Genomic DNA, 22,996 nt, shown 5'->3' with positions numbered 1-22,996 from the left:
CGGTGAGCGGTACGGCCGCCTTGCACGTGCACCCCGCCGCGGCGAGGGTGCACGGTATGGAGCCCACTGCCGTGCGCGAGGTCGCGGGGAAACTGCTGACCGCCTACCAGACCGGCACCCCGATCGAGCCGGTGATCACCGAGTACCCGGAGGCGACGATCGCCGACGCCTACCGCATCCAGCAGGAGCAGGTGCGGGCCTGGACCCGGGAAGGGGACGTGGTGACCGGCCACAAGGTCGGGCTTTCCTCCGCCGCGATGCAGCAGCAGATGGGCGTGGACCAGCCGGACTACGGGCACCTGCTGGCCGGGATGTTCCACCTGGAGCACCAGCCGATCCGCACCGCCGGCTTTCTGCAACCGCGAATCGAACCGGAGATCGCATTCGTACTCGGCCGCCCGCTGGCCGGTCCGGGAGTCACGGTGGCCGATGCCGTGCGCGCGGTCGATTTCGTGCTGCCCGCGCTCGAGATCGTGGACTCCAGAATCCGGGACTGGCGCATCTCCATCGTGGACACCATCGCGGACAACGCCTCTTCCGGTGGCGTGGTACTCGGCAGCAAACCGACCCCACTGACCGCGGTGGACCTGCGGCTCGCCGGGTGCACCCTGCACTCAGGGGGCGAACTGGTGGCCACCGGCGCGGGCGCGGCCGTGCTCGGCTCACCGGTGAACGCGCTGGTGTGGCTGGCGAACACGGTCGGACCGCTCGGGGTCGAGCTGGAGCCAGGCCACGTCGTGCTGCCGGGGTCGATGACCAGGGCCATCCCGGTACGGCCCGGCGACGCCGTGGTCGCCTCGATCGCGGAGCTGGGCAGCGTCACCGCGGTGTTCGAGGGCGAGTTCCAGGGGGATGGCCGGTAAGCGGTTACTTAGTCATGAAGGTACTCAGAGGTCCGGACGCGGACGGCAGATACGTGGGAACGCGCCCGGCCGGAGGCCTCGCTAACGCGACTGCGGGGCGCCGAACTCCTGCAATTACTGTGCGTTGCTCGAAGTCGCGCCCCGTAGGCGCGTTCGCGATCGCGCGTTCCTGAATGAGTTGTCAGTTCGGTGCGTCACTTCTTGTCACATCGTGCCTGATTCCGAGAGATCTTGCACAAACTCGTTAAATCAGCACCGGATTGTCGGTGTGATGAGGTTCAATGGTGGGCGACAACGAAACCCGGTGAAGGACCGGGAATTGCCTAGGGGGAGGCAGCTATGCCTCAGGACGACGAACTGAACCATCGTGAGCGCGCGACCCTGCGAGCAGTGGCCGAGGGGCGCGCGGAGATCAGCCACAGCTGTGAGCCGGACCTGTTCATCGACGGGCTCGCCTGCTGTGACCAGGCCACCGCACACAAGCTCGCCCGCTTCGGGCTGCTCGCCCCCGCCCGCGAGGGCACCCCGGGCGAGCTGGTGCCCGCGGTGCTGACACCGACGGGCCGGGCCGCGCTGGGGGCCGCGGCCGTACCGTCGCTGGCGGCTTAGGCGGGGTTACCGGAACGCTGGGATTCCGGTGACCGCCTGACCGAGGGTGAGCGCGTGCATCTCCTCGGTGCCCTCGTAGGTGAGCACCGTCTCCAGGTTGGTCAGGTGCCGCATCACCGGATACTCCAGGGAGATCCCGTTCGCGCCGAGCAGGGTACGGGCCGTACGGGCCACCTCGATCGCGCTGCGCACGTTGGCCAGTTTGCCGAAGCTGACCTGGTTGTGGTGCAACCGGTCGGCGTCCTTCAGCCGCCCAAGCTGCAACGCGACCAGCCCCGCCCGGTTCACCTCCACGACCAGGTCGGCCAGCTTGCGCTGGGTGAGCTGGAACCCGGCGAGCGGCTTGCCGAACTGCTCCCTGGACAGGGTGTACTCCAGCGCCGAGGTGTAGCAGGCCCGCGCGGCGCCGACCACGCCGAACAGGATCCCGTAACGCGCCTCGTTCAGGCAGCTCAGCGGCCCGCGCAGGCCCCGCACCTCGGGGAAGGCGGCCTCGGCAGGCAGCCGTACCCCCTCCAGCACCAGCTCGGCGGTCAGCGAGGCCCGCAGGGACAGCTTGTGCCGCACCTCGTTGGCGGTGAACCCGGGCGTGTCGGTGGGCACCACGAACCCGCGCACGCCCTCCTCGGTCCGCGCCCACACCACGGCCACATCGGCGACGGTGCCGTTGGTGATCCACATCTTGGTGCCGTCCAGCACCCAGTCCGAGCCGTCCCGGCGGGCCCTGGTGCGCATCGAGCCCGGGTCGCTGCCCGCATCCGGCTCGGTCAGCCCGAAGCAGCCAAGCGCCTCCCCGGAGGCCATCCTCGGCAGCCACTCCTGCCGCTGCTCCTCGCTGCCCCACCGGTGAATCGCGTACATCGCCAGCGAGCCCTGCACCGACACGAAACTGCGCAGCCCGGAGTCCACCGCCTCCAGCTCCCGGCAGGCGATGCCGTAGGCCACCGCCGAGGTGCCCGCACAGCCGTAGCCGTCGAGGTGCATGCCGAGCAGGCCGAGCTTGCCGAACGCGGCGGCCAGCTCGCGGGCGGGCAGGGTGCCCGACTCGTACCATTCGGCGACCCTCGGCTCAAGCTCCGCACGGCCGAATTCCCGAACGGCATCGCGGATGTCCTGCTCGTCCGCGTTCAGCGAGGCGTCGAGACCGAGAAAGTCACCGGGATCGGGCGCGGCGGGCGCCGATACTGCGCTGTTACCCATTCCAGCACCCTAGCTGGTCGGCGCGACCCCGACCATACCGATCGTTTGTGCTGGTCAGGGGTATTATGCAAGGTAGTTTCCGATCGTGGAACGAGCAACGACCCCGGAGTCAACTGCCACGTGTTATTTCCCACGCGGTGGCCCTGACCTATCCCGATAACGGCGATTTCACACTACTGTCATAAGACCGGCGAACCCGGGAGCAAGCGGCGTGCCCGAACGACCCCGCACCCAACGTGGGTCCCTCGCGGGGACGCATCGCAGTACGGCGCTGCCTCCAGCGCCGAGACAGCGCGACTCGCACAGTGCCGTGCGCGAAGAGAGCCGTGCGCAGCCCGCACGATGAGGTGCGGCTATCCGGCGATGCCCAGGACTCGTATCCCGGGCTTATCTCCTCCCGACTGACCATCGCAGCACCGGGCCGGACCGTTACCGGGGTGTTATTGCCCACCCGGATCCGGCCCGGGGGCGCCAACGCATAGGAGGGCGGCCAGCCGTGACCCGCCACGCAGAGAGTCGTACCCAGCCACCGGCCGGTGGCCTGTACGACGAGCAGTACGAGCACGACGCTTGCGGCGTTGCCTTCGTCGCCGACCTGGCAGGCCGGCGCGATCACGGGATCGTGCGCAAGGCCCTGACCGCCCTGCGCAACCTGGAACACCGTGGCGCCCGTGGCGCCGAGCCGGAGACCGGTGACGGCGCGGGCATCCTGATCCAGATTCCGGACGCCTTCTTCCGCGAGGTCGTGGACTTCAAACTGCCCGATGCCGGCGGCTACGCGGTGGGTACCGCCTTCCTCCCGGTGGACGAGGCGGACCGGGACCGGGCGATGAGCACCATCGAGCGGATCGCCGCCGAGGAGGACCTGCGCATCCTTGGCTGGCGCCAGCTGCCGGTGGACACCGAGCACGTCGGTCCGACGGCCGCGAGCACGATGCCGCACTTCGCCCAGGTCTTCCTGGCCCCGCGCCGCGAGGAGGCCCCCGGCGCGGAGGCCGATCCCGCGCTCGCGCTGGAGCGGGCCGCCTTCGTGGTGCGCAAGCGGGCCGAGCACGCGCTGGAGGACGCCGGGGTCTACTTCCCCAGCCTGTCCTCGCGCACCATCGTCTACAAAGGAATGCTCACCGAGCCCCAGGTGCCGCGGTTCTTCCCCGACCTCACCGACGAGCGGGTGACCAGCGCCATCGGCCTGGTGCACTCCCGCTTCTCCACCAACACCTTCCCCTCCTGGCCGCTGGCGCACCCCTACCGCTACGTTGCGCACAACGGGGAGATCAACACGCTGCGCGGCAACCGGAACTGGATGGACGCGCGCGAGTCGATGCTGTCCACCGACCTGATCCAGGGCGACCTCGAGCGGATCTACCCGATCATCACCCGTGGCGCGAGCGACTCCGCCTCCTTCGACGAGGTGCTGGAGATGCTGCATCTCGGCGGCCGGTCGCTGCCGCACGCCGTGCTGATGATGATCCCGGAGGCGTGGGAGAACCACGCCGAGATGGACCCGCAGCGCCGGGCCTTCTACGAGTTCCACTCCACGCTGATGGAGCCGTGGGACGGCCCCGCGCTGGTGTCCTTCACCGACGGCACGCAGATCGGCGCGGTGCTGGACCGCAACGGCCTGCGCCCGGCGCGTTACTGGGTCACAGAGGACGGCCTGGTGGTGCTGGCCAGCGAGGTCGGCGTGCTGGAGCTGGACCCGGCGAGCGTGGTGCAGAAGGGCAGGCTGGAGCCCGGCCGGATGTTCCTTGTGGACACCGCGCAGGGCCGGATCATCGACGACGAGGAGATCAAGGGCGGGCTGGCGGCCGAGCACCCCTATGGCGAGTGGGTGGACGCCGGGCTGCTGCATCTGGAGGAGCTGCCGGAGCGCGAGCGCGAGGTCCCCACGCACGCCTCGCTGGTGCGCCGCCAGCAGGCCTTCGGCTACACCGAGGAGGAGCTGGACGTCCTGCTGGAGCCGATGGCCCGTAGCGGGGCCGAGCCGATCGGCTCGATGGGCAACGACTCCCCGCTGGCCACGCTTTCCAGCCGGTCGCGGCAGCTGTTCGACTACTTCATCCAGCTGTTCGCCCAGGTGACCAACCCGCCGCTGGACGCGATCCGGGAGGAGCTGGTCACCGCGCTGGGTGCCCAGCTGGGTTCGGAGCCGAACCTGCTGGAGGCAGGCGCGCACTCGTGTCGCCGGATCGTGCTGCCGTTCCCGGTGCTGGACAACGACGAGCTGGCCAAGCTGGTGCACATCAACGACGACGGCGATCTGCCGGAGTTCCAGGCGGTCACCGTGCTCGGCCGGTACGAGGTGGCGGGTGGCGGTGCGGCGCTGCTGCGGCGGCTGGACGAGATCCGCGCCGAGGTATCCGAGGCGATCGAGGACGGCGCCCGGCTGATCGTGCTGTCCGACCGCGGGGTGGACGAGAAGTACGCGCCGATCCCCTCGCTGCTGCTCACCGGCGCGGTGCATCACCACCTGGTGCGGGAGAAGACCCGCACCCAGGTCGGCCTGGTGGTGGAGGCCGGCGACGCCCGCGAGGTGCACCACATCGCGCTGCTGGTCGGCTATGGCGTGGCGGCGGTGAACCCGTACATGGCGATGGCCACCGTGGAGGAGATGGCCGAGCGTGGCCTGATCCCCGGGGTGGACGCCAGGCAGGCCACCCGCAACCTGATCAAGGCGCTCGGCAAGGGCGTGCGCAAGACGATGTCCAAGATGGGCGTCTCCACGGTCGCCTCCTACACCGGGGCGCAGATCTTCGAGGCGATCGGGCTGAACGAGGAGGTCATCGAGACCTGCTTCACCGGAACCACCTCGCGGCTGGGCGGGGTCGGGTTCGACACCCTGGCGCTGGAGGTGCAGCAGCGGCATGCCAAGGCGTACCCGGTGCACGGCGGCAGGCCCAGCCACCGCGAGCTGGAGACCGGCGGCGACTACCAGTGGCGGCGCGAGGGCGAACCGCATGTGTTCAACCCGCACACCGTGTTCAAGCTGCAGCACTCCACCCGCGCCGGCAAGTACGAGATCTTCAAGGAGTACACCCAGGCTGTGGACGAGCAGTCCGAGCGACTGCTGACCCTGCGGGGGCTGTTCGGCATCCGGGAAGGGGTACGGCCGCCGGTGCCGATCGAGGAGGTCGAGCCGGTCTCCGAGATCGTGAAGCGGTTCGCCACCGGCGCGATCTCCTACGGCTCCATCTCCGAGGAGATGCACCAGACCCTGGCGATCGCGATGAACCGGCTGGGCGGCAAGTCCAACACCGGTGAAGGCGGCGAGGACCCCGAGCGGCTGTACGACCCGGAGCGCCGGTCCGCGGTGAAGCAGGTCGCTAGTGGACGGTTCGGGGTCACCAGCGAGTATTTGGTGAACGCCGACGACATCCAGATCAAGATGGCGCAGGGCGCCAAGCCTGGCGAGGGTGGCCAGCTTCCCGGCGGGAAGGTGTACCCCTGGATCGCCAAGACGCGGTACTCCACCCCTGGCGTCGGGCTGATCTCTCCCCCGCCGCACCACGACATCTACTCGATCGAGGACCTGGCGCAGCTGATCCACGACCTGAAGAACGCCAACCCGGCGGCACGGATCCACGTGAAGCTGGTGTCCGAGGTCGGGGTCGGCACGGTGGCGGCCGGCGTGTCCAAGGCGCATGCCGATGTGGTGCTGATCTCCGGGCACGACGGCGGCACCGGCGCCTCCCCGCTGTCCTCGATCAAGCACGCGGGCGGGCCATGGGAGCTCGGCCTCGCCGAGACGCAGCAGACCCTGCTGGCCAACCGGCTGCGGGACCGGATCGTGGTGCAGACCGACGGCCAGCTGAAGACCGGCAGGGACGTGCTGATCGCCGCGCTGCTCGGCGCGGAGGAGTTCGGCTTCGCCACCGCTCCGCTGGTGGTGTCCGGCTGCATCATGATGCGGGTCTGTCATTTGGACACCTGCCCGGTCGGGGTGGCCACGCAGAACCCCACGCTGCGCGCGAAGTTCAACGGCAAGGCCGACTACGTGGTGAACTTCTTCGAGTTCATCGCGCAGGAGGTGCGCGAGTACCTTGCCGCGCTGGGCTTCCGGTCCATCGAGGAGGCCGTCGGCCACGCCGAGCTGCTGGACACCCGCAAGGCGGTGGAGCACTGGAAGGCATCCGGCCTGGACCTCTCGCCGATCTTCCACGTGCCGCAGCTGCCGCCGCGGGCAGCGCGGCATCAGGTGGTGCCCCAGGACCACGGCCTGGACAAGGCGCTGGACAACACGCTGATCCAGCTGGCCGAGGGCGCGCTCGCCTCCGGCGACAAGGTGCGGCTGGAACTGCCGGTACGCAACGTGAACCGCACGGTGGGCACGATGCTCGGCTCGGAGCTGACCAAGCGCTGGGGCGGCGAGGGTCTTCCGGACGACACCATCGACGTGACCTTCACCGGGACCGCGGGCCAGTCCTTCGGCGCCTTCGTGCCGAAGGGGATCACCCTGCGGCTGTACGGGGACGGCAACGACTACGTCGCCAAGGGTCTTTCCGGCGGGCGGATCATCGTGCGCCCACCGCGGGAGGCGCAGTTCGCGGCCGAGGAGCACATCATCGCGGGCAACGTGATCGGTTACGGCGCCACCGGCGGGGAGATCTTCCTGCGTGGCAAGGTCGGCGAGCGGTTCTGCGTGCGCAACTCCGGTGCGCTCGCGGTGGTCGAGGGCGTCGGGGACCACGGCTGTGAGTACATGACCGGCGGCCAGGTCGTGGTGCTGGGCTCGATCGGCCGCAACTTCGCGGCCGGGATGTCCGGCGGCGTGGCCTACGTGCTCGACCTGCCAGCGCACCGGGTGAACCAGGAGATGGTGGACCTGGACCCGCTGGACGATGAGGACGGCGAGGTGCTGCGGGACGCCGTGGAGCGGCATCACGCGGAGACCGGATCGGCGGTGGCGCACGCGCTGCTCACCGACTGGGAGCTGGCGCTGCCCCGGTTCGGCAAGGTCATGCCCAAGGACTACAAGCGTGTCCTGCAGGCGCAGGCGGCGGCCGAGCGCGAGGGCAGGGACGTGAACGAGGCGATCATGGAGGCCGCTCATGGCTGAGACACGAGTGGCGGCACCCGGCGCACCACGTACGCGCGTTCTGGCCGAAGACCCCGCTATCGGGACGCCAGGGCGCCCCACAACGACACGCAAGGCACGCTCGGAAGTGGCGCCCTGTCGGCACGATCGCGGTCGCGCGCAGGTCGCTGAAAAGATGGAGGCCGCTCATGGCTGACCCGAAGGGCTTTCTGACCACGAAGCGGGAGACGCCCAGGTCGCGGCCCGTGGACCTGCGGCTGATGGACTGGCGCGAGGTCTACGAGGACTTCGCCACCTCCCGGCTGGAGAAGCAGGCCGGCCGCTGCATGGACTGCGGTATCCCGTTCTGCCACCAGGGCTGTCCACTCGGGAATCTGATTCCGGAGTGGAACACCCTGGTGTGGCGCGAGGACTGGCAGGACGCGATCGAACGGCTGCATGCCACGAACAACTTCCCCGAGTTCACCGGGACGTTGTGCCCCGCGCCGTGCGAGACGGCGTGCGTGCTCGGCATCAACGACGACCCGGTGACCATCAAGCGGGTGGAGATCTCCATCATCGACCGGGCATGGGAGGAGGGCTGGGTCCAGCCCCAGCCTCCGGACGTCAGGACCGGTAAGAAGGTCGCGGTGGTCGGCTCCGGCCCATCCGGGCTGGCCGCTGCGCAGCAGCTCACCAGGGCCGGGCACGACGTGGTCGTGTTCGAGCGGGCCGACGCCATCGGCGGGCTGCTGCGCTACGGGATCCCCGAGTTCAAGATGGAGAAGTTCCGGCTGGACCGCAGGCTGGAGCAGATGCGCGCGGAGGGCACCGAGTTCCGCGCCGGCGTGAACGTGGGCGTGGACATCACCGCCGAGCAGCTGCGCACCGAGTACGACGCGGTGGTGCTCGCGGGCGGGGCCACCGCCTGGCGGGACCTGCCGATAACCGGGCGCGAGGTCGAGGGCGTGTACCAGGCCATGGAGTACCTGCCCCCGGCCAACCGGGTCGCCAGCGGCGCGCAGGAGAGCACCCCGATCGACGCCAGGGGCAAGCATGTCGTGGTGATCGGCGGCGGGGACACCGGTGCGGACTGCGTCGGCACCGCGCACCGGCAGGGCGCCGCCTCGGTGACCCAGCTGGAGATCATGCCGCGGCCGCCGCAGTCCCGCTCGGAGACCCAGCCGTGGCCCACCTACCCGATGATCTACCGGGTGTCCTCGGCACACGAGGAGGGCGGCGAGCGGATCTACTCGGTGAACACCCAGGAGTTCCTGGCCGATGACGAGGGCAGGCTGCGCGCGCTGCGCCTGGTCGAGGTACGCAACGAGGACGGCAAGTTCGTCCCGGTCGAGGGCACCGAGCAGGAGATCCCCGCGCAGCTGGCGCTGCTGGCGATGGGCTTCGTCGGCCCGGAAAAGGCCGGGCTGCTGGATGACCTCGGCGTGGAGCTGGACCAGCGCGGCAACGTGGCACGGGACAAGTCCTTCCAGACCAGTGTGGACAATGTGTTCGTGGCAGGGGACATGGGCCGAGGGCAGTCGCTGATCGTGTGGGCGATCGCCGAGGGCCGGTCCGCGGCCGCCGGGGTGGACGCCTACCTGACCGGACGTGACTTCCTGCCCACCCCGATCGCGCCAACCGACCGGCCGATCAGCTGAGTAACGCGGCATGGCGGGCGGTGTCCGGGACTCCCGGACACCGCCCGCCTTCGCGTGCCCGGCACCCGTAACGTCCGGACCCACCAGCGCGATCAACTGTTGCACCGCAAAGCAACAGCGCACTTGGGGGTAGCTCTTGAGCTTCCGACGACGGGTACTGGCGACCGCGGGCGCGGTACTGGTCGCCGCATCCGCCATCGCGGCCGGTGCGGCACCGGCCACGGCCGAAACCTGGGGAACGATAGTCAGCACATCCTGGGCCTACACCGATATACGGCAGCCGTTCACGTCCTTTGTGGACCAGGATGCCGACGCGCCGGTCGGCGCCCGCGTCGAAGCGGGCTACCACAGCTCGAAGGCGTACTTCACCTTCGACCTCGCACCTTTGCGCGGCGCAAGGGTGCTCTCCGCCGAGGCATTCGGCGAGGAGAAGGCGGCGAACGACTGCACGAAGCCACGGTCCACCCAGCTGTGGACGGTGGCGGAACAGGACCAGGACCCGACCTGGCTGCGCGCGCCACGAGAGCAGACCCTGCTTCCCGGCCCCGGAGCACCGGAGGACGAGTGCCTGTGGTCCAGGGTCGAATGGGACGTCAAGGCCCAGCTGGCGCAGGCACTGGCCGCCGGTTCGGACTCGCTGACCTTCGTGCTGCGCATGCCCGAAGGCAAGCAGTACGACCCGGCGTACGGCCGCAGCTACGCGAACAAGCTGTCCATCACCTACGAGATCAACCGGCCGCCGAACGTTCCGGCCGAGGGCGCGGTCGGCATCCAGGAATGCGCGCAGGGGCCGCTCTACAACGCGGACACCCGGCCGAGCCTGCGGGCCCGGCTGGTGGATCCCGACCGGGACTGGATGACGGCAACCTTCGCCATCTGGCCGACCGGGGAGCCATCCCAGCGCACCGAGCTCACCACCAGCGGGATACCGAGCGGTTCGGTAGCCAGGGCGACCGTCCCCGCGGACTACCTGCGGGACGGGCAGAGCTACACCTGGTCAGTGCGGGCCGAGGACGAAACGGACGCCTCGGGGTGGATGCCCGAATGCGGCTTCACCAACGACTTCACCCGGCCCGGCGAGGCACCGGGGATCTCCTCGGCTGACTATCCCGAAGGCTCCGGGCCTCCAGGCCACGGTGGCGCCGGAATCCCCGGCACCTTCACCCTCGCCCCGAACGGGGTGTCCGATGTGGTCGGTTACTACCTGGACTACACCTACGTGGCCGCGGACGAGCCGGGTGGCGGCGCGACCGTCAGCTACACCCCCCAGTACGCCGGTCCGGTCTCGGTCAACGTGTACAGCGTGGACCGGGCCGGGAACCGGTCCCCGAGCAGGCGGTACAGCTTCTGGGTAGCCGACACCGGGCCACGGATCGCCTGCCCACGGGAGATCGGGGTGGGCCTGCCGGCCGAGTGCACGCTCACCGCGACCGAGCCCGACGCCGCCAGCTTCACCTACCAGGTCGGGGACGGCCCGGAAACCACCGTTCCCGCGGTGGACCAGGCCGCGACCATCGAGGTGGTCGCATCGGACGTGGGCTCGCTGACGCTGCGTGCGTGGAGCACGTCCGCCGAAGGGGTCCGGTCCGGTTTCCGCACGGAAACCCTGCGCGCCAGGGACAGCCCGAAGGTGCACAGCGAGGTGTACCCCGAGAACGAGAAGGGCGGCGGCCCGGGGATTCCCGGCGAGTTCGTCTTCGAACCCGGCCGTACCGATGTGGCGAGCTACTGGTACCGGCTGGACGGCGGCGAGAAGGTGGACGTCCCGGCCGGGCCGGACGGCACCGCGACCGTCACGATCACGCCGGAGACCAGCGGGTTCCACGACATCGAGGTCGCCTCGGTGTCGGCGGACGGGCAGCGTTCCCGGTCCACAGCCAGCTACTTCTTCAACGTGGCGGCACCCGCCGACTGAGCTGGGGCTCCTCGCTGCACGTTCAGCAGGTACTCCCTGCGGTTGAGCGGGTTGTGGTCGGTTCGTGGCCGGGAAGGTGCCCGGCCACGAACCGGCCGGTACCGGTCGAAGGCGCTCTCCAGCACCCCTTCACCCCGGGTCAGTCCGGGTAGCTGCCGGTGCAGCTGGTGCACCCGCGCGGCCGGAATCTCGCCCTCCAGCAGGCAGGCCGTGCCCTGCGCCCTGGTTTCCCCCGGCACCGCGTCCAGCCGGGCCAGCACCGGGGTGACCGTGCCGAGGGTGTCCTCCGGCAGTTTCAGCCGGAAACGGTGCAACGGTTCGTACACCGCGGTTCCCGCCAGGCGCAGGGCGTCCATCAGCACCAGCGGCGTCAGGTTGCGGAAGTCTCCCGCGGTACTCGACATGCTCTTGTCGAAGGTGCCGTGCGCGTGGCTCTGCCGTGCCAGGTAGCCGGAATGTGTCATACTGACCACGCAGTCTGTGACCTCCCAGCCGTGGATCCCCTGGCGCAGGGCCTGCCGTACGGTCTCCTCGACGGCCTTGCGGAACGCGGCAGGCAGTGAGCCCGGCTCGACCTCCAGCCGGAAGTCCACCCCGGTACCGGACGGCGCGGGGTCGACCCGCAGCCCCACGGTCGCCAGGAACGGGTTGTCCCCCTCGTGCAGGACCTCGGCCGCCGCCCCGCTGCCCACCGGACGTTCCAGGCAGATGGTGGTCGTCTCGCGGAAGGCCACCGCGATCCCGAACTCCCCGGCCAGGGTGGCCTCGATGACCTCCTTCTGCACCTCCCCGTAGAGCGAGACCGCGATCTCGGCACGCAGGTCGTCCTGCCGCAGATTGATCAGCGGGTCCTGTTCGGCGAGCCGGGTGAGCGCCAGGTGCAGTGCGCCCCGCTGCCGCGGATCCCGGGGAACCACCACGGTTTCCAGGCTCGGCGGGGCGAAATACTGCCGGGTGAGGTCCTTCCCGGAGACACCGATCGGGTCGCCGATCCGGATGCCGGCGAGGCCGCGCAGCAGGCCGATCCGCCCTGCGGACACCGCTGGGCGGCCGATCACGCCACCCCGGTCGAAGACCTCGATCGCGGTGACCCTCCCCTCGTTCCCTTCCCGCAGCGACAGCCGGTCCCGCACCCGTACCGTGCCGGAGAACATCCGCACGTAGGCGATCTGCTCCCCGGTCGGGCCGCGGTCCACCTTGAAGACCGTTCCGGATACCGGGCCATCGGGCTCGCCGTCCGTGGCCGGGAGCAAGCCGGTGATGCCCGTGATCAGCTCAGGAACCCCGGCCCCGGTGACCGCCGAGCCGAAGTACACCGGATGCACCAGTGCGCGCCCGGTCTGCCGCGCCAGTTCGGCGCGGAGCGCGGCCGGGGAGACGGCGGGCGCCTCGCCGAGATAGGCCGCGAGAACGGTGTCCTCGTGCTCGGCCAGCGCCTCGGTCAGCCTGGCCGCGAACTCCGGTTCGGTCGCCTGGTACGAGGTGAAGCCGCAGTCCCGGCCGCCCTGGCCGTACGTGCTTCCCATCGCAACGGCCGGCCAGGCCAGCTTCGCGGCGATATCCCGGCATACCCACTCGGGTCGCGCGCCGCGACGGTCCAGCTTGTTCACGAAGACGAGGGTGGGGATCCGCAGCCGCCGCAGGGTTCGCATCAGCACGCGAGTCTGCGGCTGCACCCCCTCTACGGCGGAAACCACCAGCACGGCACCGTCCAGCATGTGCAGTACCCGTTCCACCTCGGCGATGAAGTCCGGGTGTCCCGGCGTGTCGATCAGGTTCACCGTGGTGCCGTCCACGGGGAAGGAGACCACGGCGGACTTGATGGTGATACCGCGGGCCCGTTCCAGTGCGAGCGAGTCGGTGCGGGTGCTGCCGTCGTCCACGCTGCCGGGCTCGTCGATGACCCCGGCGGTGTGCAGCAGTCGTTCGGTCAGGCTGGTCTTACCGGCGTCCACATGGGCAAGAATCCCGAGGTTCAACGTACTCAAGAAGCGTCATGTCCTCTGCGTAGGTTGGAGTTACCTGGATGGACATGAACGCTCCCCGCATGCTCGTCTCCTCGGGTAGGCGGACGTTTCCCTGGAGTACAGCACCCCAGGGAAGGTGCGGCAACCGAATTCGCCTCGCGGTCAGGAGGGGACGTCCACCGCCGCGAGGTCGATGGCCAGGTTCGGGCTCGCGGTGACCCCGCCGAGACGCTGGCCCCAGACCGCGTGGCCGTGCCGGGACCACAGCGGGATCACCGGAAGGTCCCGTAGCACCTGGTTCTCCGCGAGGCGGTACAGCTCGCCGCTGGTGCCGGGTTCGGCGGTCGCGCCGGCCTCGGCCATCATCTGGTCGAAGCCCTGGTCGGCGTAGCCGGTACCGGTGCGCCCCGCACCGGACAGCAGTGGCGCGAGCAGTTCCTGCGGGCTGCGCGTCCGCAACCGGCTGGACAGCACGAACAGGCCCTCGGCAGGGCCCGCTGCCAGCAGGTCCTGGTACTCGGCTGCGGGGACCGGACGGGGCCGTACCGCGATGCCGAGGGTGTCCCCCAGCTGCTCGGCCAGCGGCCGCACCCAGGACTCCTGCCCCGTCCCGGCCGCGAAACGCAGCGCCAGTTCGGTTGCCGGGTTTCCCGCCTGTTCCCAGAGTGCCGTGGCCGCCCGCGGATCGTGATTGCACGGGCGGCAGGTTCCCGAGCGGTGCCCGAGCGGCAGCGCGGGCGGCAGCAGGGCCCCCGCCAGGTCGACCTGATGCTCCAGCGGGCCTTCGGCGAGCGCGGCCCGGTCCACGGCCAGTGCGATCGCGTGCCTGCTCGCGGCGTCGGCGAACCGCTTGTCCCCGGCGGGCACGCCGAGCATGGTCAGCTCGGGCAGCGGCCACATCAGCACCCGGTCACCGAAGTCCTCGGCCATCCGGTGGTGCTGTTCCCCCGGCACCTCGGTGGCCAGGTCCACCTCGCCCGAGCGGGCCAGCTCGTACTGCGCCGCCGGGTCCGCCGCCACCCGCAGGCCGATCTCCTTCGCCTTGCCGGATCGCGGCCCCCGGTAGTCATCGAACCGGACCAGCCGGGCGCCGGACCCGGGACGCCAGTCCTCGGCAAGGCGGTAGGGGCCGTTGCCGACCGGGTGCCGCGCGAAGGCGGCCCAGTCCCCCGCCGCCAGCACCGACGGCGGCAACGGCAGCAACGCGGTGGCGCCGAGTACCAGCGGGGTCTGGCCGAGCGGGCGCTCGAGGACGAGCTCGATCGTGCGTGCATCGGTGGCCAGGAACTCCTTGGCGCGCAGGACCTCGGTGAGTACCGTCGCCCCTGGCCAGCCTTCCTTCCGCACTGCGTTCCACGTGTCCACATAGGACTGAGCGGTGACCGGGGAGCCGTCGTGGAAGCGCATTCCCGCGCGCAGCCGGATCGTCCAGCTGCGCTGGTCGGTGCTGGTGATCGACTCGGCGGCCAACGGCTCGGGCTCCGCGCCCGGCTCGGCCGCCGGGGCGGTCAGCGGTGTCCAGACGGCGTCGGCCACCAGGCGGCCCGGCAGGTCGCCGATCTCGGCAGGCAGCAGGCTGGCGGGTTCGCCGAGCGCCACGGAGAAAGTGCCCGGCGCCGCAGGCGTGTCCCGCTCGCCGGTGCAGGCCACGGCGGTGGCGAGCAGGACGATGGTGGCGAGCACGGCCCGGACCTTGCGGCGCATGATCGCTGTCTAGCACCGGATCGGCCGCCGACCAACCCGCCGATCGGCTCTTGTGCGCCGATGTTGATCACCTCTAACGTGAACGGTTGGTTCCCAACTGGGAGGTGGGCCATGGTGCCTCGGCGTGGCATCGCGCGTTCCGGTCTCGTACTCACCCTCGCCGCGGCGACGGCGTTCTCCGCACCCGCCGCCTTCGCCTGCGACTCCGAGCATGTTCCCGGAGGCGGGCATGCGGCCGCGGCCGAACCGCGCAGCACCCCGGCGACCAGCGAGAGCAAGAACGTCCGCCATCTTGGCAACGTGCCGGACGCGCAGGGCGCGATCTCGATGCAGTTCCTGCAGTACGGCCGGGGCCACCGCAAGCGGGACGTCATGCTGGTCTCCGGCCAGTTCGGGTTGAAGTCCTACGACCTGACCGACGACCCAGCCCGGCCGAAGGCGCTCGGCGAGCTGTCCATGCCGGGGATGTGGGAGACCGAGGACACCGTGGTCGACCCGAAACGCAAGCTGGTGTTCCTGGCAAGGGACCCGCGGGCCTTCGGCGGCAACACGGACAACGGGGAGTCCGGGATCTACGTTGTGGACGCCTCCGACCCGGCGAACCTCAGCACGCTCAGCTATGTGCGGGTGCCGGCCGGGCACACCACGACCTGCGTCAACGACTGCCGGTATCTGTGGACCGGCGGCCCGGCCAAGGCCGATTCGATGCCGGAGGAATGGGGCGGGCGGCCGATCTGGGTGACCGACATCCGCGATCCGCGCAACCCCAGGGTGTTCCCGGAGCCGATCGACCTCGGCCGCAATGACGGCAGGACCGACTACGTGCACGACGTGCAGGTGGACGCGCGCGGCGTGGCGTGGACCTCCGGCCGCGGCGGCGTCCGCGGTTACTGGACGCACGGGCTGCGCTGGGATCCGGTGCGGCACCGGCTGCGCTGGGCGAGCGCGGTCGACCCGGTTCCGTACGCGGGTGGCGGGATCGACGAGCTGGCGGCGGAGTCGACCTTCATGCACAACAGCTTCCGGCCGGTGGGACGGCGCCTTTCCGACGGCGGCACCTCGCGGCACGGCAGGCCGGGCGACCTGATCTACGTCACCGAGGAGGCCTTCGAGCCCGGTTGCGCAGGCGACGGGGTGCTGGTGATCGCCTCGCTGCGCGGCTCGCGGGGCGGCCAGGGCTGGCGCTCGACCCCGGAGCGGCCGTTCCGGCTGGACACGGTCGGTACCTGGAGCGTGGCCGGACAGGAGGGCAGCGATCCCGACAGCGGGAGCTGTTCCGCGCACTACTTCGACGTGCGCGGAGATGTGCTGGTGCAGTCCTTCTACGCGCAGGGCACCCGCTTCCTGGACGTCAGCGATCCCACCAACCCCACGCAGATCGCCTACCACCGGGAGGCCGACGCCGCGTCCTGGCAGCCGTACTGGCATCGTGGCCTGGTGTACGTCGCGGACAACAACCGGGGCATCGACATCCTGCAGCTGACCCGCTGAGGGTTTGACCAGCGGCATGCCGGGTATCCGGGGTGCATGGGACGGCAGGACCAGGACGGGCGCCGCGGCCGCGCCGAGTACGAACGCGGCCTGCCCGACTACCACGACCCGACCAGGGGCTTCGGCGGCGCCGCCCCCACCTACAGCGCGCTGACGCTGCGGATCGTGCTGGCCGCCATCGCGGTGGCGCTCTCGGTCGGCGCCGCCATCGTGTTCGCCGTCATGGGCGTGCTCTGGGGCGTCGTCGTCCTCGGTGTGCTCGCCATCGGCAGCGCGGTCGATCTCGCCTGGGTGATCCACCGCAAGCGCCGCGGCGAACCCGGCTAGGCCCCGGCGTAGGCCGCCGGGTCGAACTCCCCCTTGATGATGCCGTCCCGGAACGCCGCGACCTCGGCCGCGGTGAAGACCAGCCGCAGTTCCCCAGCACGGCGGCGGAAGACGTACTTGCCGTCCGCCCGGCCCGCGACCACCAGGCACCGGCCATCGGTCTCGCCCGCGCGGGCGCCGGCCAGATAGGCGTCGAACTCCTCGGCGGTGAACACCAGCCGATGATCATCGGCCGCGCCGAAGGCGGTCTTGGAGTCCCGCAGCTCGACCCAGCCGTCCCTGCGGGCCACGCATACGCAGTTCTTGTCGGGGTCACTGCGCGTCGCCTTGCGGAAGTCCCGCTCGGCGAACCTCGGCGGTGCGGTAGCGGTCATCTGCGATCTCCCTGTGGGGTGGGGGTGTTCATCTCTTCGGTGTACTCGCGTGAGATCTCCCGCAGGAACTCGCGGGTCTCGTCGAAGCGCAGCGCGACATTGGTCAGCCGGGCCCAGGCCGCGTCGTGCGCGGCCAGCGCCTTCTTGTCGTCCAGGTAGCGGATCTCGCCCTCACCCTCGGTGTAGGCGAGCTCGAGCGGACCGGCCTCGCCCGGCGAGGGGACGCGCAGCAGCACGAAGCGGTTGCTGATCGGGCAGCGGCGGCCGGGCGGGGTGCGGAACGGCATCACCTGGATCATCACGTTCGGCCGGTCGGACAGCGCGATCAGGTGCTCGATCTGGTCCCGCATGACTTCTACCGGGGCCCACATCCGGCGCAGGCAGGACTCGCTCAGTACGAAGTGGAGCGTCGGCGGCTCGTCCTTGTCCAGGATGTCCTGCCGGGCCAGCCGAGCGGCCACGCGGTCATCGACCGTGACGCCTTCGATCTCGACCTGGTCGGCATGGAGCGCCCTGGCATACGCCTCGGTCTGCGCCAGGCCGGGCACCACCTCGACCTCGTTCGAGCGGATCTGGTCGGCGTGCTTCTCCAGGTCGATCAGCAGCCGCAGGTCCTCGGAGTAGGCCCGGTTGTGGCCGGTGGACCAGAAACCGCGCCGGTGGTTGTCCCGGCGCAGCTCGCGCAGCGCCTCCTTGTAACCCTCGTCGGTGAACCCCAGTCGGTTGGCCAGCAGTTCGAGGTCACCGACGGCGATCGTGCCCGCGCCGCTGATCAGCCCGGCGATCCGGCTCTGGCTGGACTCGATGATCTCCCCGGCTTCGGTCTGGGAGAGGCCCGCGGACTCGATCATGTGCGCGATCTCGCGGCCCAGCAGGAGCTTCCTGGCGGTACGCAACTTGGCCATCGGCATGTGGGTGCCCTCTCTGCGATGTGCGGCTCGATGGTCGCCAGGGCGAGCACCCCTCCTTCCTCACCACAGAGGGTATCGCCTGGCGCTACCCGATTGGCGGGGTAGTCAAAGAGTGATTATCACCGTACTGTCATCTCCAGTACATAGATGACACGCGATGAAAACTCTTCATACTATCGCGTCGACAGGTAGGACCGGAGCGAGGTGAACGATGACCATCGAGGCAGGACGACTGTTCGTCACCTGGTTCCGCAGCGGCGCCGACGGCCGGGACCACGCGGTCACCGACGAGCGGATGAGCGCGGCCCGCCGGGTGGGCGGCGACCCGGCGGCGGTGTGCGGGGCCGAGGTGCCGCCGGTGCCACTGGTGACCCCGCCGGGGCCGCGCTGCCACCGCTGCGAGCTGTACGTGGCGGCACACGGGACCCCGCGCACCGTCGAAGCCTTCCTCGGCGCCCGGCGGCACCGGCATCGCAGACCGTCCCGGCTACGGCGGCTGTTCACCAGGCTCCCGATCCGCCCCACCGCCGGAACGTGATCATGGCCTGGTCCCGGCCCGGCGACGAGGAGGCGCCGCATATCGCCGCCCTCCGGCGTGCGGTCGATGCCGGGTTCGTGTTCCGGCAGCTCGCGGACGCCGACGGCGTGGCGATCGCGGCGCTGTATGCCGAGCGGCGCAGCCCGGAGGGCGTGGTGGAGAACCTGGCCGTCTGCGGCATGAACGAGGCGATCGCCAGGCGGTTGCGTGCCGAGGACTACCCCGGCGGAGACCCGCTCTGGGAACGCACCGGCACCGTCGCGGAGGTGGTCGCCGACCTGCTCGCCCTCCCGGCACACGGGTCCCCCGGTGCACCGAGCCTCGCCCGCCGTCCTTCCGGCTCGTTGTGGCTTCCCGGCATGCCATGACACCGCGCTGGCCCGCGGAGCAATGGCCCGGTTCCGAATGGCCGGGCTACTTCTCGCGGACCCTGCTGCACCACGTCGAACACAGCAACTCCGAACGCCTGTCACCCACGCTCGGCCTCGCCGACTGCGGCGCGGTGTGCATCCGGCCCCGCAAGGGCGCGGACTACGCCTGGTGCACCTATTGCCCTCGGTGTTACCCGGACCTCGATCAATGCCGATACGAAGAAGGCGAGGACGATGGCCATGGCACGCGACAGCCCGATCGGAAGGATTTCGTTCCGACGATCAGGAGGCCACCGCGTAAGCTGCCGCCAGCCCGAGCGCCCCGCCTCCTCGGGCGCACCCGGACTGGCCGCAGACCAACCGCGAGGACCAATCACCGTGCCTGACCGCCACCTCATCGACGTCCACGTCCTGCTCACCCGTGACGCCGAGTTGTTGCTCACCAGGCGCCGGGGCGGAGCCTTCGACGGTATGTGGCACCTCCCATCCGGCAAGCTCGACGCAGCCGAAGACGTGCTCACCGCCGCCGCCCGCGAAGCCGATGAAGAGGTCGGCGTGATGATCGACCCCAACGACCTCGCACTCGTGCACACCATCCACGTCAACGGCTCCGGCCCCGAGCCGCGCCTTGGGCTCTTCTTCGCCACAGAACGCTGGATCGGGGAACCGTCCAACCGCGAACCGGACAAGTGCTCCGACCTCGGCTGGTTCGACCTCCTCAGCCTCCCCGCCGAGCTGATCGAGTACCCAGCCGCCGGTATCCGGGGCTACCACCACGGCATCCCGTTCTCCATCATGGGCTGGAGCGCGCTCAGCCCGACCCCGCGACGATCCACGTCTAAGCGATCCGCACTCGCCAGGTGAAGGCCGTGCGCCTATGCGACCGTCTGCGCACTGGCCAGGGAAGATGTCGCGCACCCGTTAAGTGCCCAAGTCGCAACTTGACCAACGCGTGCGCGTGGACGGCAAACGCGCGGATGTGGACGGCAAACACGGTGGCTATCAGGGGTTCGCGGGGCCGAGGTCGGTGACGGTGAAGTTGTCCAGGATGAGGTCGGCCTGATCGGCGTCGCCGGGGTGCTTGCGCAGGCCGACCCAATGGGCGCCGGGTCCGTCCACGGTGAACTCCTGGGCGAACCGGGTGGTCGCGTGCCGCTCGCCGAGGGGGGTGGCGCGCAACTGGGTCGAGGTGCTGCCCTCGTCGGTGCCGAGCACCCAGGAGTACTCCCCCGCCCGGCCGTTCTGGTAGTCGAACTCCACCCGGTAGCGGTGGCCGGGCTCGAACCGCACGCTCTGCGGGACCGTCCGGTACACCAGCCCGGTGTTCTCCTCGTGCGCCTTCAGGGACCACTCTCCGTCCAGCACGTTGTCCACCAGCTTGCCGTTCCAGCCGCGCTGGGTGTACGGCTCGTTCCGTTCGGCCAGATGGGTGCGCGGGTCGGTGGCGCCGCCGGCGTCCCCCTTCACGAACGGCCACCAGCCCTGGTCCACGTGCTCGAAGTCCTCGAACACCAGGGTGCCTTCCCTGGACGCACGTTCGGTGCGCACCACCCGGATGTCGTCGATCCGCACCCGCGCGTCCCCCGCACCAGCGGCGATCCGCAGCACCGGGCGACTGTCCCGCTCGGTAACGTCGAACAGCACCCGGACCCGCTGGAAGTAACTACCGTGCTTCTCGTCGGCGGCCACGAAGTTCTCCGCCGTCGAGGACTTCACGAACGCCGTCACCGGCCGGGCGTCCCGTGAACGCACCGACAGCTCCGCGCGGCGGGTGCTGCCCGGTTCCACCTCGATCCAGGCCGAGGCGCTGTAGGCACCCGGCGCCAGCCTGCCCAACCGTTGTTCGATCCGGCCCGCACCGGAGCCGAACTCGGCCACCTGGTGCCCCCGGCCGGTGCGGTGCACCCGGACCTCGCCCCGCGGCCGCCAGGAACGCAGGTCACCCGCGTTGAACCCGGGGTCGCGCACGGGCGTTCCCTCGCCCCAGTCCGGGCGCTGCTGCCAGGGCGCGAAGCCGGGGTACAGCACGTACGGGGTGCCGGGCTCGGCGTCCAGGGTGACCGAACCGTCCAGGGCGGGCAGAATCCGCTCGAATTTCCGCCCGGTCTCGGTCAGCCGGTACTTGCTGAGGAACAGCGAACCACGCACCGACTCGGGCAGCCGCCAGCTGGTGCGGCCGCCGGTGGCATTGTAGTGATACAGCTTCTCGCCATCCTGCCACGGCAACAGGTAGGAGTCCCCTTCGAGCACCTTGGCATCCCCGGAGTACAGCCGCCGGGTTCCGTCCGTCTCGGTCCCGCGAACCCCGCCGGTGAACCGGATCTCCTGCTCAGTCCACTGTAGAATCTTTTGCTGTTGCAGGAACTTGGCCGGCAGGTTGTGTTCCCAGATGTTGGCGTAGAAGACGTTCCAGTCCACCTCGCCACGCCAGCCCTCGAACTCCTCGATCCGGCTGTTACCCAGGATCGGATGCGCGTTCCAGACATCCTTCTGGTGGTTGCGGATGAACCGGATGATCTTCGAGTTCAGCCCCTTGTTGGTCTTCCCGCCATAGTCGAGGTCATTGGCCCAGTGCGACCACAGCGAGGAGCGCTCCAGCTTGTCCGACCACTCGGTACCGACCCGCCAGCCCTGCGCGTCCAGATCACGCAGCAGGTTGTCGGCCAGCCAGCCGAAGGGATAGAACACGTCGATGTAGAGGAAGTCCAGGTTCGGATGGGTCTCCTGGCGCAGTTGCGCGAACCGGCGCATGAGGTCCCCGGACACCTGGTCCCTGCGCTGGTCGATGTAGTACGACTGGTTCAGCCAGTCCCAGCCCTCGCGGTCCGGGTCGACCAGGGTCTCGTCGAAGGCATGCGCCTCCGGGTAGGACTCGGTCGCGTTGACATGCACCCCGAAGTCGGCGTTCCACCCCTGCCCCGCGCGCAGCAGCGTGTTCAGCCCCGCCAGCCCGCCGGCGCGCTCGTTGTAGTGGCCGCCGTAGTCCGGGTGCGCCGAGTCGTGCCCCTCCGCGCCGTAGCCCTTCAGGATCGCCAGCTGCCCCAGCCCGTCGGTGGCCAGCGAGATCCGCTTCACGTCGTCCAGGGTGCGCGGGAACGGGTGGGTCGCCTGGCTGGCGAAGTTGAACGGGATATGGGTGACCACCCGCTCCGCCGTCCCCTCCGCACCGAGCGGGTCGATCGCGATGTCCCGGAAGGCGATGGCGCCGTCCTGCCAGTTCACCCTGCCGTCGCCGTTGGCGTCCGGGGTGACCACGACCTTCGCCCAGGGCAGTTCCTCGGTCTCGGTGGCGGTGTCGGCGCGGTGGGTCCACTGCCCGCTCCACACCCCCACCCGCACACCCTCGCCCTCGGCACGCGCCTGGTGCCACAGCCGGGCCGCGTCCCGGTCGGTCTCGCCCGCGGGCCGGTCGTAGGTCGAGTTCGTCTCCACCGCGGCGGCGAGCCGGTCGGTGTGCACGATGCCGTAGGTGGCGCCGACCGGGCGCTCCTGCACCGGGGTGTCGGCGGTCACCTCGGCGAACCGGTCCGCGGTGCGGGTGGAGTCCGGGTCCAGCCGGGTGAAGGCGGTGGCCGCGCCGGGCTGCGTGCTGGCCACCGACACCAGGTCGTGACCGGGGATGTCCAGGATGCCGACCCGGAAGGATCCGGTCTCCACGATCCGGTCCACCCGGAAGGTGGTCGCCCTGCCCTGGACGCGGATCGAGGCGTCGATGCGTGCCCCCGGCTCCCCCTCGACGGCCAGCGAGTAGCGCGCCGCCCCGTCCGCGCCGACCCGCCCGGTGCCGGTCACCTGGTACGAGCGGCCGTCCACGGTGATCCGGTCCAGCGGGGTGGTGCGCCCGGCCAGGGTCGCGCCGGTCGCCCGGTCGGTGTAGCCGGCGACGTACGGGAACGAGCCGCCGAGGGTGACCTCCAGCTCCGCTGAGGAGATCCGCAACAGCTCCGGCCGCGCTCCCGCCGGGGCGGATACCGCCGTCAGCAGCCCGGCGGTCAGCAGGACCGCGGCGAGCAGGCCGGTGACCCGAGCAGCGCGCAGGCGAAGCGACATG

16 protein-coding genes are annotated in these 22,996 nt (G+C 70.2%); 10 read left to right on the top strand and 6 right to left on the bottom strand.

The annotated features are described in order from the left end of the window. Nucleotides 1-56: 56 nt before the first annotated feature. Nucleotides 57-863, top strand: coding sequence for a 2-keto-4-pentenoate hydratase (locus KOI47_RS10500; RefSeq protein ID WP_216217226.1), 807 nt, complete (start codon nt 57-59; stop codon nt 861-863). 339 nt (nt 864-1,202) lie between these two features. After that, nucleotides 1,203-1,472 carry a hypothetical protein gene (locus tag KOI47_RS10495; protein ID WP_216215787.1) on the top strand — a complete coding sequence of 90 codons (270 nt, stop codon included), beginning with the start codon at nt 1,203-1,205 and terminating at the stop codon, nt 1,470-1,472. Nucleotides 1,473-1,478: 6 nt separating this feature from the next. Here KOI47_RS10495 and KOI47_RS10490 read toward each other — a convergent pair whose 3' ends face one another. Beyond that, nucleotides 1,479-2,672, bottom strand: a complete 1,194-nt coding sequence (locus KOI47_RS10490; RefSeq protein ID WP_216215786.1) for an acyl-CoA dehydrogenase family protein — start codon at nt 2,670-2,672, stop codon at nt 1,479-1,481. Between the two features lie 496 nt (nt 2,673-3,168). Between KOI47_RS10490 and gltB the strand changes: the two genes are divergently transcribed. The 3 genes from gltB to KOI47_RS10475 all read left to right on the top strand — a co-directional run bounded on the left by gltB (nt 3,169) and on the right by KOI47_RS10475 (nt 11,262). Next, the gene (gltB, locus tag KOI47_RS10485; RefSeq protein ID WP_216215785.1) at nt 3,169-7,728 is read left to right on the top strand and encodes a glutamate synthase large subunit; all 4,560 of its coding nucleotides are present in this window, start codon (nt 3,169-3,171) and stop codon (nt 7,726-7,728) included. 167 nt (nt 7,729-7,895) lie between these two features. Continuing rightward, nucleotides 7,896-9,347 (top strand): glutamate synthase subunit beta, encoded by a 1,452-nt coding sequence (locus KOI47_RS10480; RefSeq protein WP_216215784.1) that lies wholly within the window; start codon nt 7,896-7,898, stop codon nt 9,345-9,347. A gap of 136 nt (nt 9,348-9,483) precedes the next feature. Next, complete coding sequence (locus KOI47_RS10475) at nt 9,484-11,262, top strand: hypothetical protein (RefSeq protein ID WP_216215783.1); 1,779 nt, start codon at nt 9,484-9,486, stop codon at nt 11,260-11,262. Here KOI47_RS10475 and KOI47_RS10470 read toward each other — a convergent pair. Both KOI47_RS10470 and KOI47_RS10465 read right to left on the bottom strand, forming a co-directional pair. Continuing rightward, complete coding sequence (locus KOI47_RS10470; RefSeq protein WP_216215782.1) at nt 11,229-13,250, bottom strand: elongation factor G; 2,022 nt, start codon at nt 13,248-13,250, stop codon at nt 11,229-11,231. The genes KOI47_RS10475 and KOI47_RS10470 overlap by 34 nt on opposite strands. 141 nt (nt 13,251-13,391) lie before the next feature. Beyond that, complete coding sequence (locus tag KOI47_RS10465; protein WP_216215781.1) at nt 13,392-14,933, bottom strand: peptide ABC transporter substrate-binding protein; 1,542 nt, start codon at nt 14,931-14,933, stop codon at nt 13,392-13,394. 111 nt (nt 14,934-15,044) lie between these two features. Between KOI47_RS10465 and KOI47_RS10460 the strand changes: the two genes are divergently transcribed. Together KOI47_RS10460 and KOI47_RS10455 are read left to right on the top strand one after the other, a co-directional pair. Beyond that, nucleotides 15,045-16,424, top strand: a complete 1,380-nt coding sequence (locus tag KOI47_RS10460; RefSeq protein ID WP_216215780.1) for an LVIVD repeat-containing protein — start codon at nt 15,045-15,047, stop codon at nt 16,422-16,424. Nucleotides 16,425-16,460: 36 nt separating this feature from the next. Beyond that, a complete protein-coding gene (locus KOI47_RS10455; protein ID WP_216215779.1) occupies nt 16,461-16,751 on the top strand; it encodes a hypothetical protein in 291 nt (96 codons plus the stop codon). Here KOI47_RS10455 and KOI47_RS10450 read toward each other — a convergent pair. Together KOI47_RS10450 and KOI47_RS10445 are read right to left on the bottom strand one after the other, a co-directional pair. Continuing rightward, a complete protein-coding gene (locus KOI47_RS10450) occupies nt 16,748-17,125 on the bottom strand; it encodes a DUF397 domain-containing protein (protein WP_216215778.1) in 378 nt (125 codons plus the stop codon). The two genes, KOI47_RS10455 and KOI47_RS10450, sit on opposite strands and share 4 nt — an antisense overlap. Beyond that, nucleotides 17,122-18,030, bottom strand: a complete 909-nt coding sequence (locus tag KOI47_RS10445) for a helix-turn-helix domain-containing protein (protein WP_216215777.1) — start codon at nt 18,028-18,030, stop codon at nt 17,122-17,124. Before KOI47_RS10445 ends, KOI47_RS10450 begins: the two co-directional genes overlap by 4 nt. A 217-nt stretch (nt 18,031-18,247) precedes the next feature. Between KOI47_RS10445 and KOI47_RS10440 the strand changes: the two genes are divergently transcribed. The 3 genes from KOI47_RS10440 to KOI47_RS10430 all read left to right on the top strand — a co-directional run bounded on the left by KOI47_RS10440 (nt 18,248) and on the right by KOI47_RS10430 (nt 19,809). After that, nucleotides 18,248-18,574 (top strand): hypothetical protein, encoded by a 327-nt coding sequence (locus KOI47_RS10440; RefSeq protein WP_216215776.1) that lies wholly within the window; start codon nt 18,248-18,250, stop codon nt 18,572-18,574. A 2-nt stretch (nt 18,575-18,576) separates the two neighbouring features. Further along, the gene (locus KOI47_RS10435; RefSeq protein WP_216215775.1) at nt 18,577-18,942 is read left to right on the top strand and encodes a hypothetical protein; all 366 of its coding nucleotides are present in this window, start codon (nt 18,577-18,579) and stop codon (nt 18,940-18,942) included. A gap of 381 nt (nt 18,943-19,323) precedes the next feature. Then, complete coding sequence (locus tag KOI47_RS10430; RefSeq protein ID WP_216215774.1) at nt 19,324-19,809, top strand: NUDIX hydrolase; 486 nt, start codon at nt 19,324-19,326, stop codon at nt 19,807-19,809. A 138-nt stretch (nt 19,810-19,947) separates the two neighbouring features. Here KOI47_RS10430 and KOI47_RS10425 read toward each other — a convergent pair whose 3' ends face one another. Further along, a complete protein-coding gene (locus KOI47_RS10425; protein ID WP_216215773.1) occupies nt 19,948-22,995 on the bottom strand; it encodes an endo-alpha-N-acetylgalactosaminidase family protein in 3,048 nt (1,015 codons plus the stop codon). Nucleotide 22,996: the final 1 nt, after the last annotated feature.

It is taken from the genome of Amycolatopsis aidingensis (assembly GCF_018885265.1).
Lineage (GTDB): Bacteria > Actinomycetota > Actinomycetes > Mycobacteriales > Pseudonocardiaceae > Amycolatopsis > Amycolatopsis aidingensis.
Note: the sequence above shows the minus strand (reverse complement) of the source record. Positions and strands in the feature narration are given on the sequence as shown.

Bases quoted from the DNA above. Each gene is read 5' to 3' on its own strand.
- KOI47_RS10435 (WP_216215775.1), top strand. From the start codon at position 18,577: ATGGCCTGGTCCCGGCCCGGCGACGAGGAGGCGCCGCATATCGCCGCC.
- KOI47_RS10495 (WP_216215787.1), top strand. From the start codon at position 1,203: ATGCCTCAGGACGACGAACTGAACCATCGTGAGCGCGCGACCCTGCGA.
- KOI47_RS10425 (WP_216215773.1), bottom strand. From the start codon at position 22,995: ATGTCGCTTCGCCTGCGCGCTGCTCGGGTCACCGGCCTGCTCGCCGCG.
- KOI47_RS10490 (WP_216215786.1), bottom strand. From the start codon at position 2,672: ATGGGTAACAGCGCAGTATCGGCGCCCGCCGCGCCCGATCCCGGTGAC.
- KOI47_RS10450 (WP_216215778.1), bottom strand. From the start codon at position 17,125: ATGACCGCTACCGCACCGCCGAGGTTCGCCGAGCGGGACTTCCGCAAG.
- KOI47_RS10460 (WP_216215780.1), top strand. From the start codon at position 15,045: ATGGTGCCTCGGCGTGGCATCGCGCGTTCCGGTCTCGTACTCACCCTC.
- KOI47_RS10500 (WP_216217226.1), top strand. From the start codon at position 57: ATGGAGCCCACTGCCGTGCGCGAGGTCGCGGGGAAACTGCTGACCGCC.
- KOI47_RS10445 (WP_216215777.1), bottom strand. From the start codon at position 18,030: ATGGCCAAGTTGCGTACCGCCAGGAAGCTCCTGCTGGGCCGCGAGATC.
- KOI47_RS10465 (WP_216215781.1), bottom strand. From the start codon at position 14,933: ATGCGCCGCAAGGTCCGGGCCGTGCTCGCCACCATCGTCCTGCTCGCC.
- KOI47_RS10480 (WP_216215784.1), top strand. From the start codon at position 7,896: ATGGCTGACCCGAAGGGCTTTCTGACCACGAAGCGGGAGACGCCCAGG.
- KOI47_RS10455 (WP_216215779.1), top strand. From the start codon at position 16,461: ATGGGACGGCAGGACCAGGACGGGCGCCGCGGCCGCGCCGAGTACGAA.
- KOI47_RS10440 (WP_216215776.1), top strand. From the start codon at position 18,248: ATGACCATCGAGGCAGGACGACTGTTCGTCACCTGGTTCCGCAGCGGC.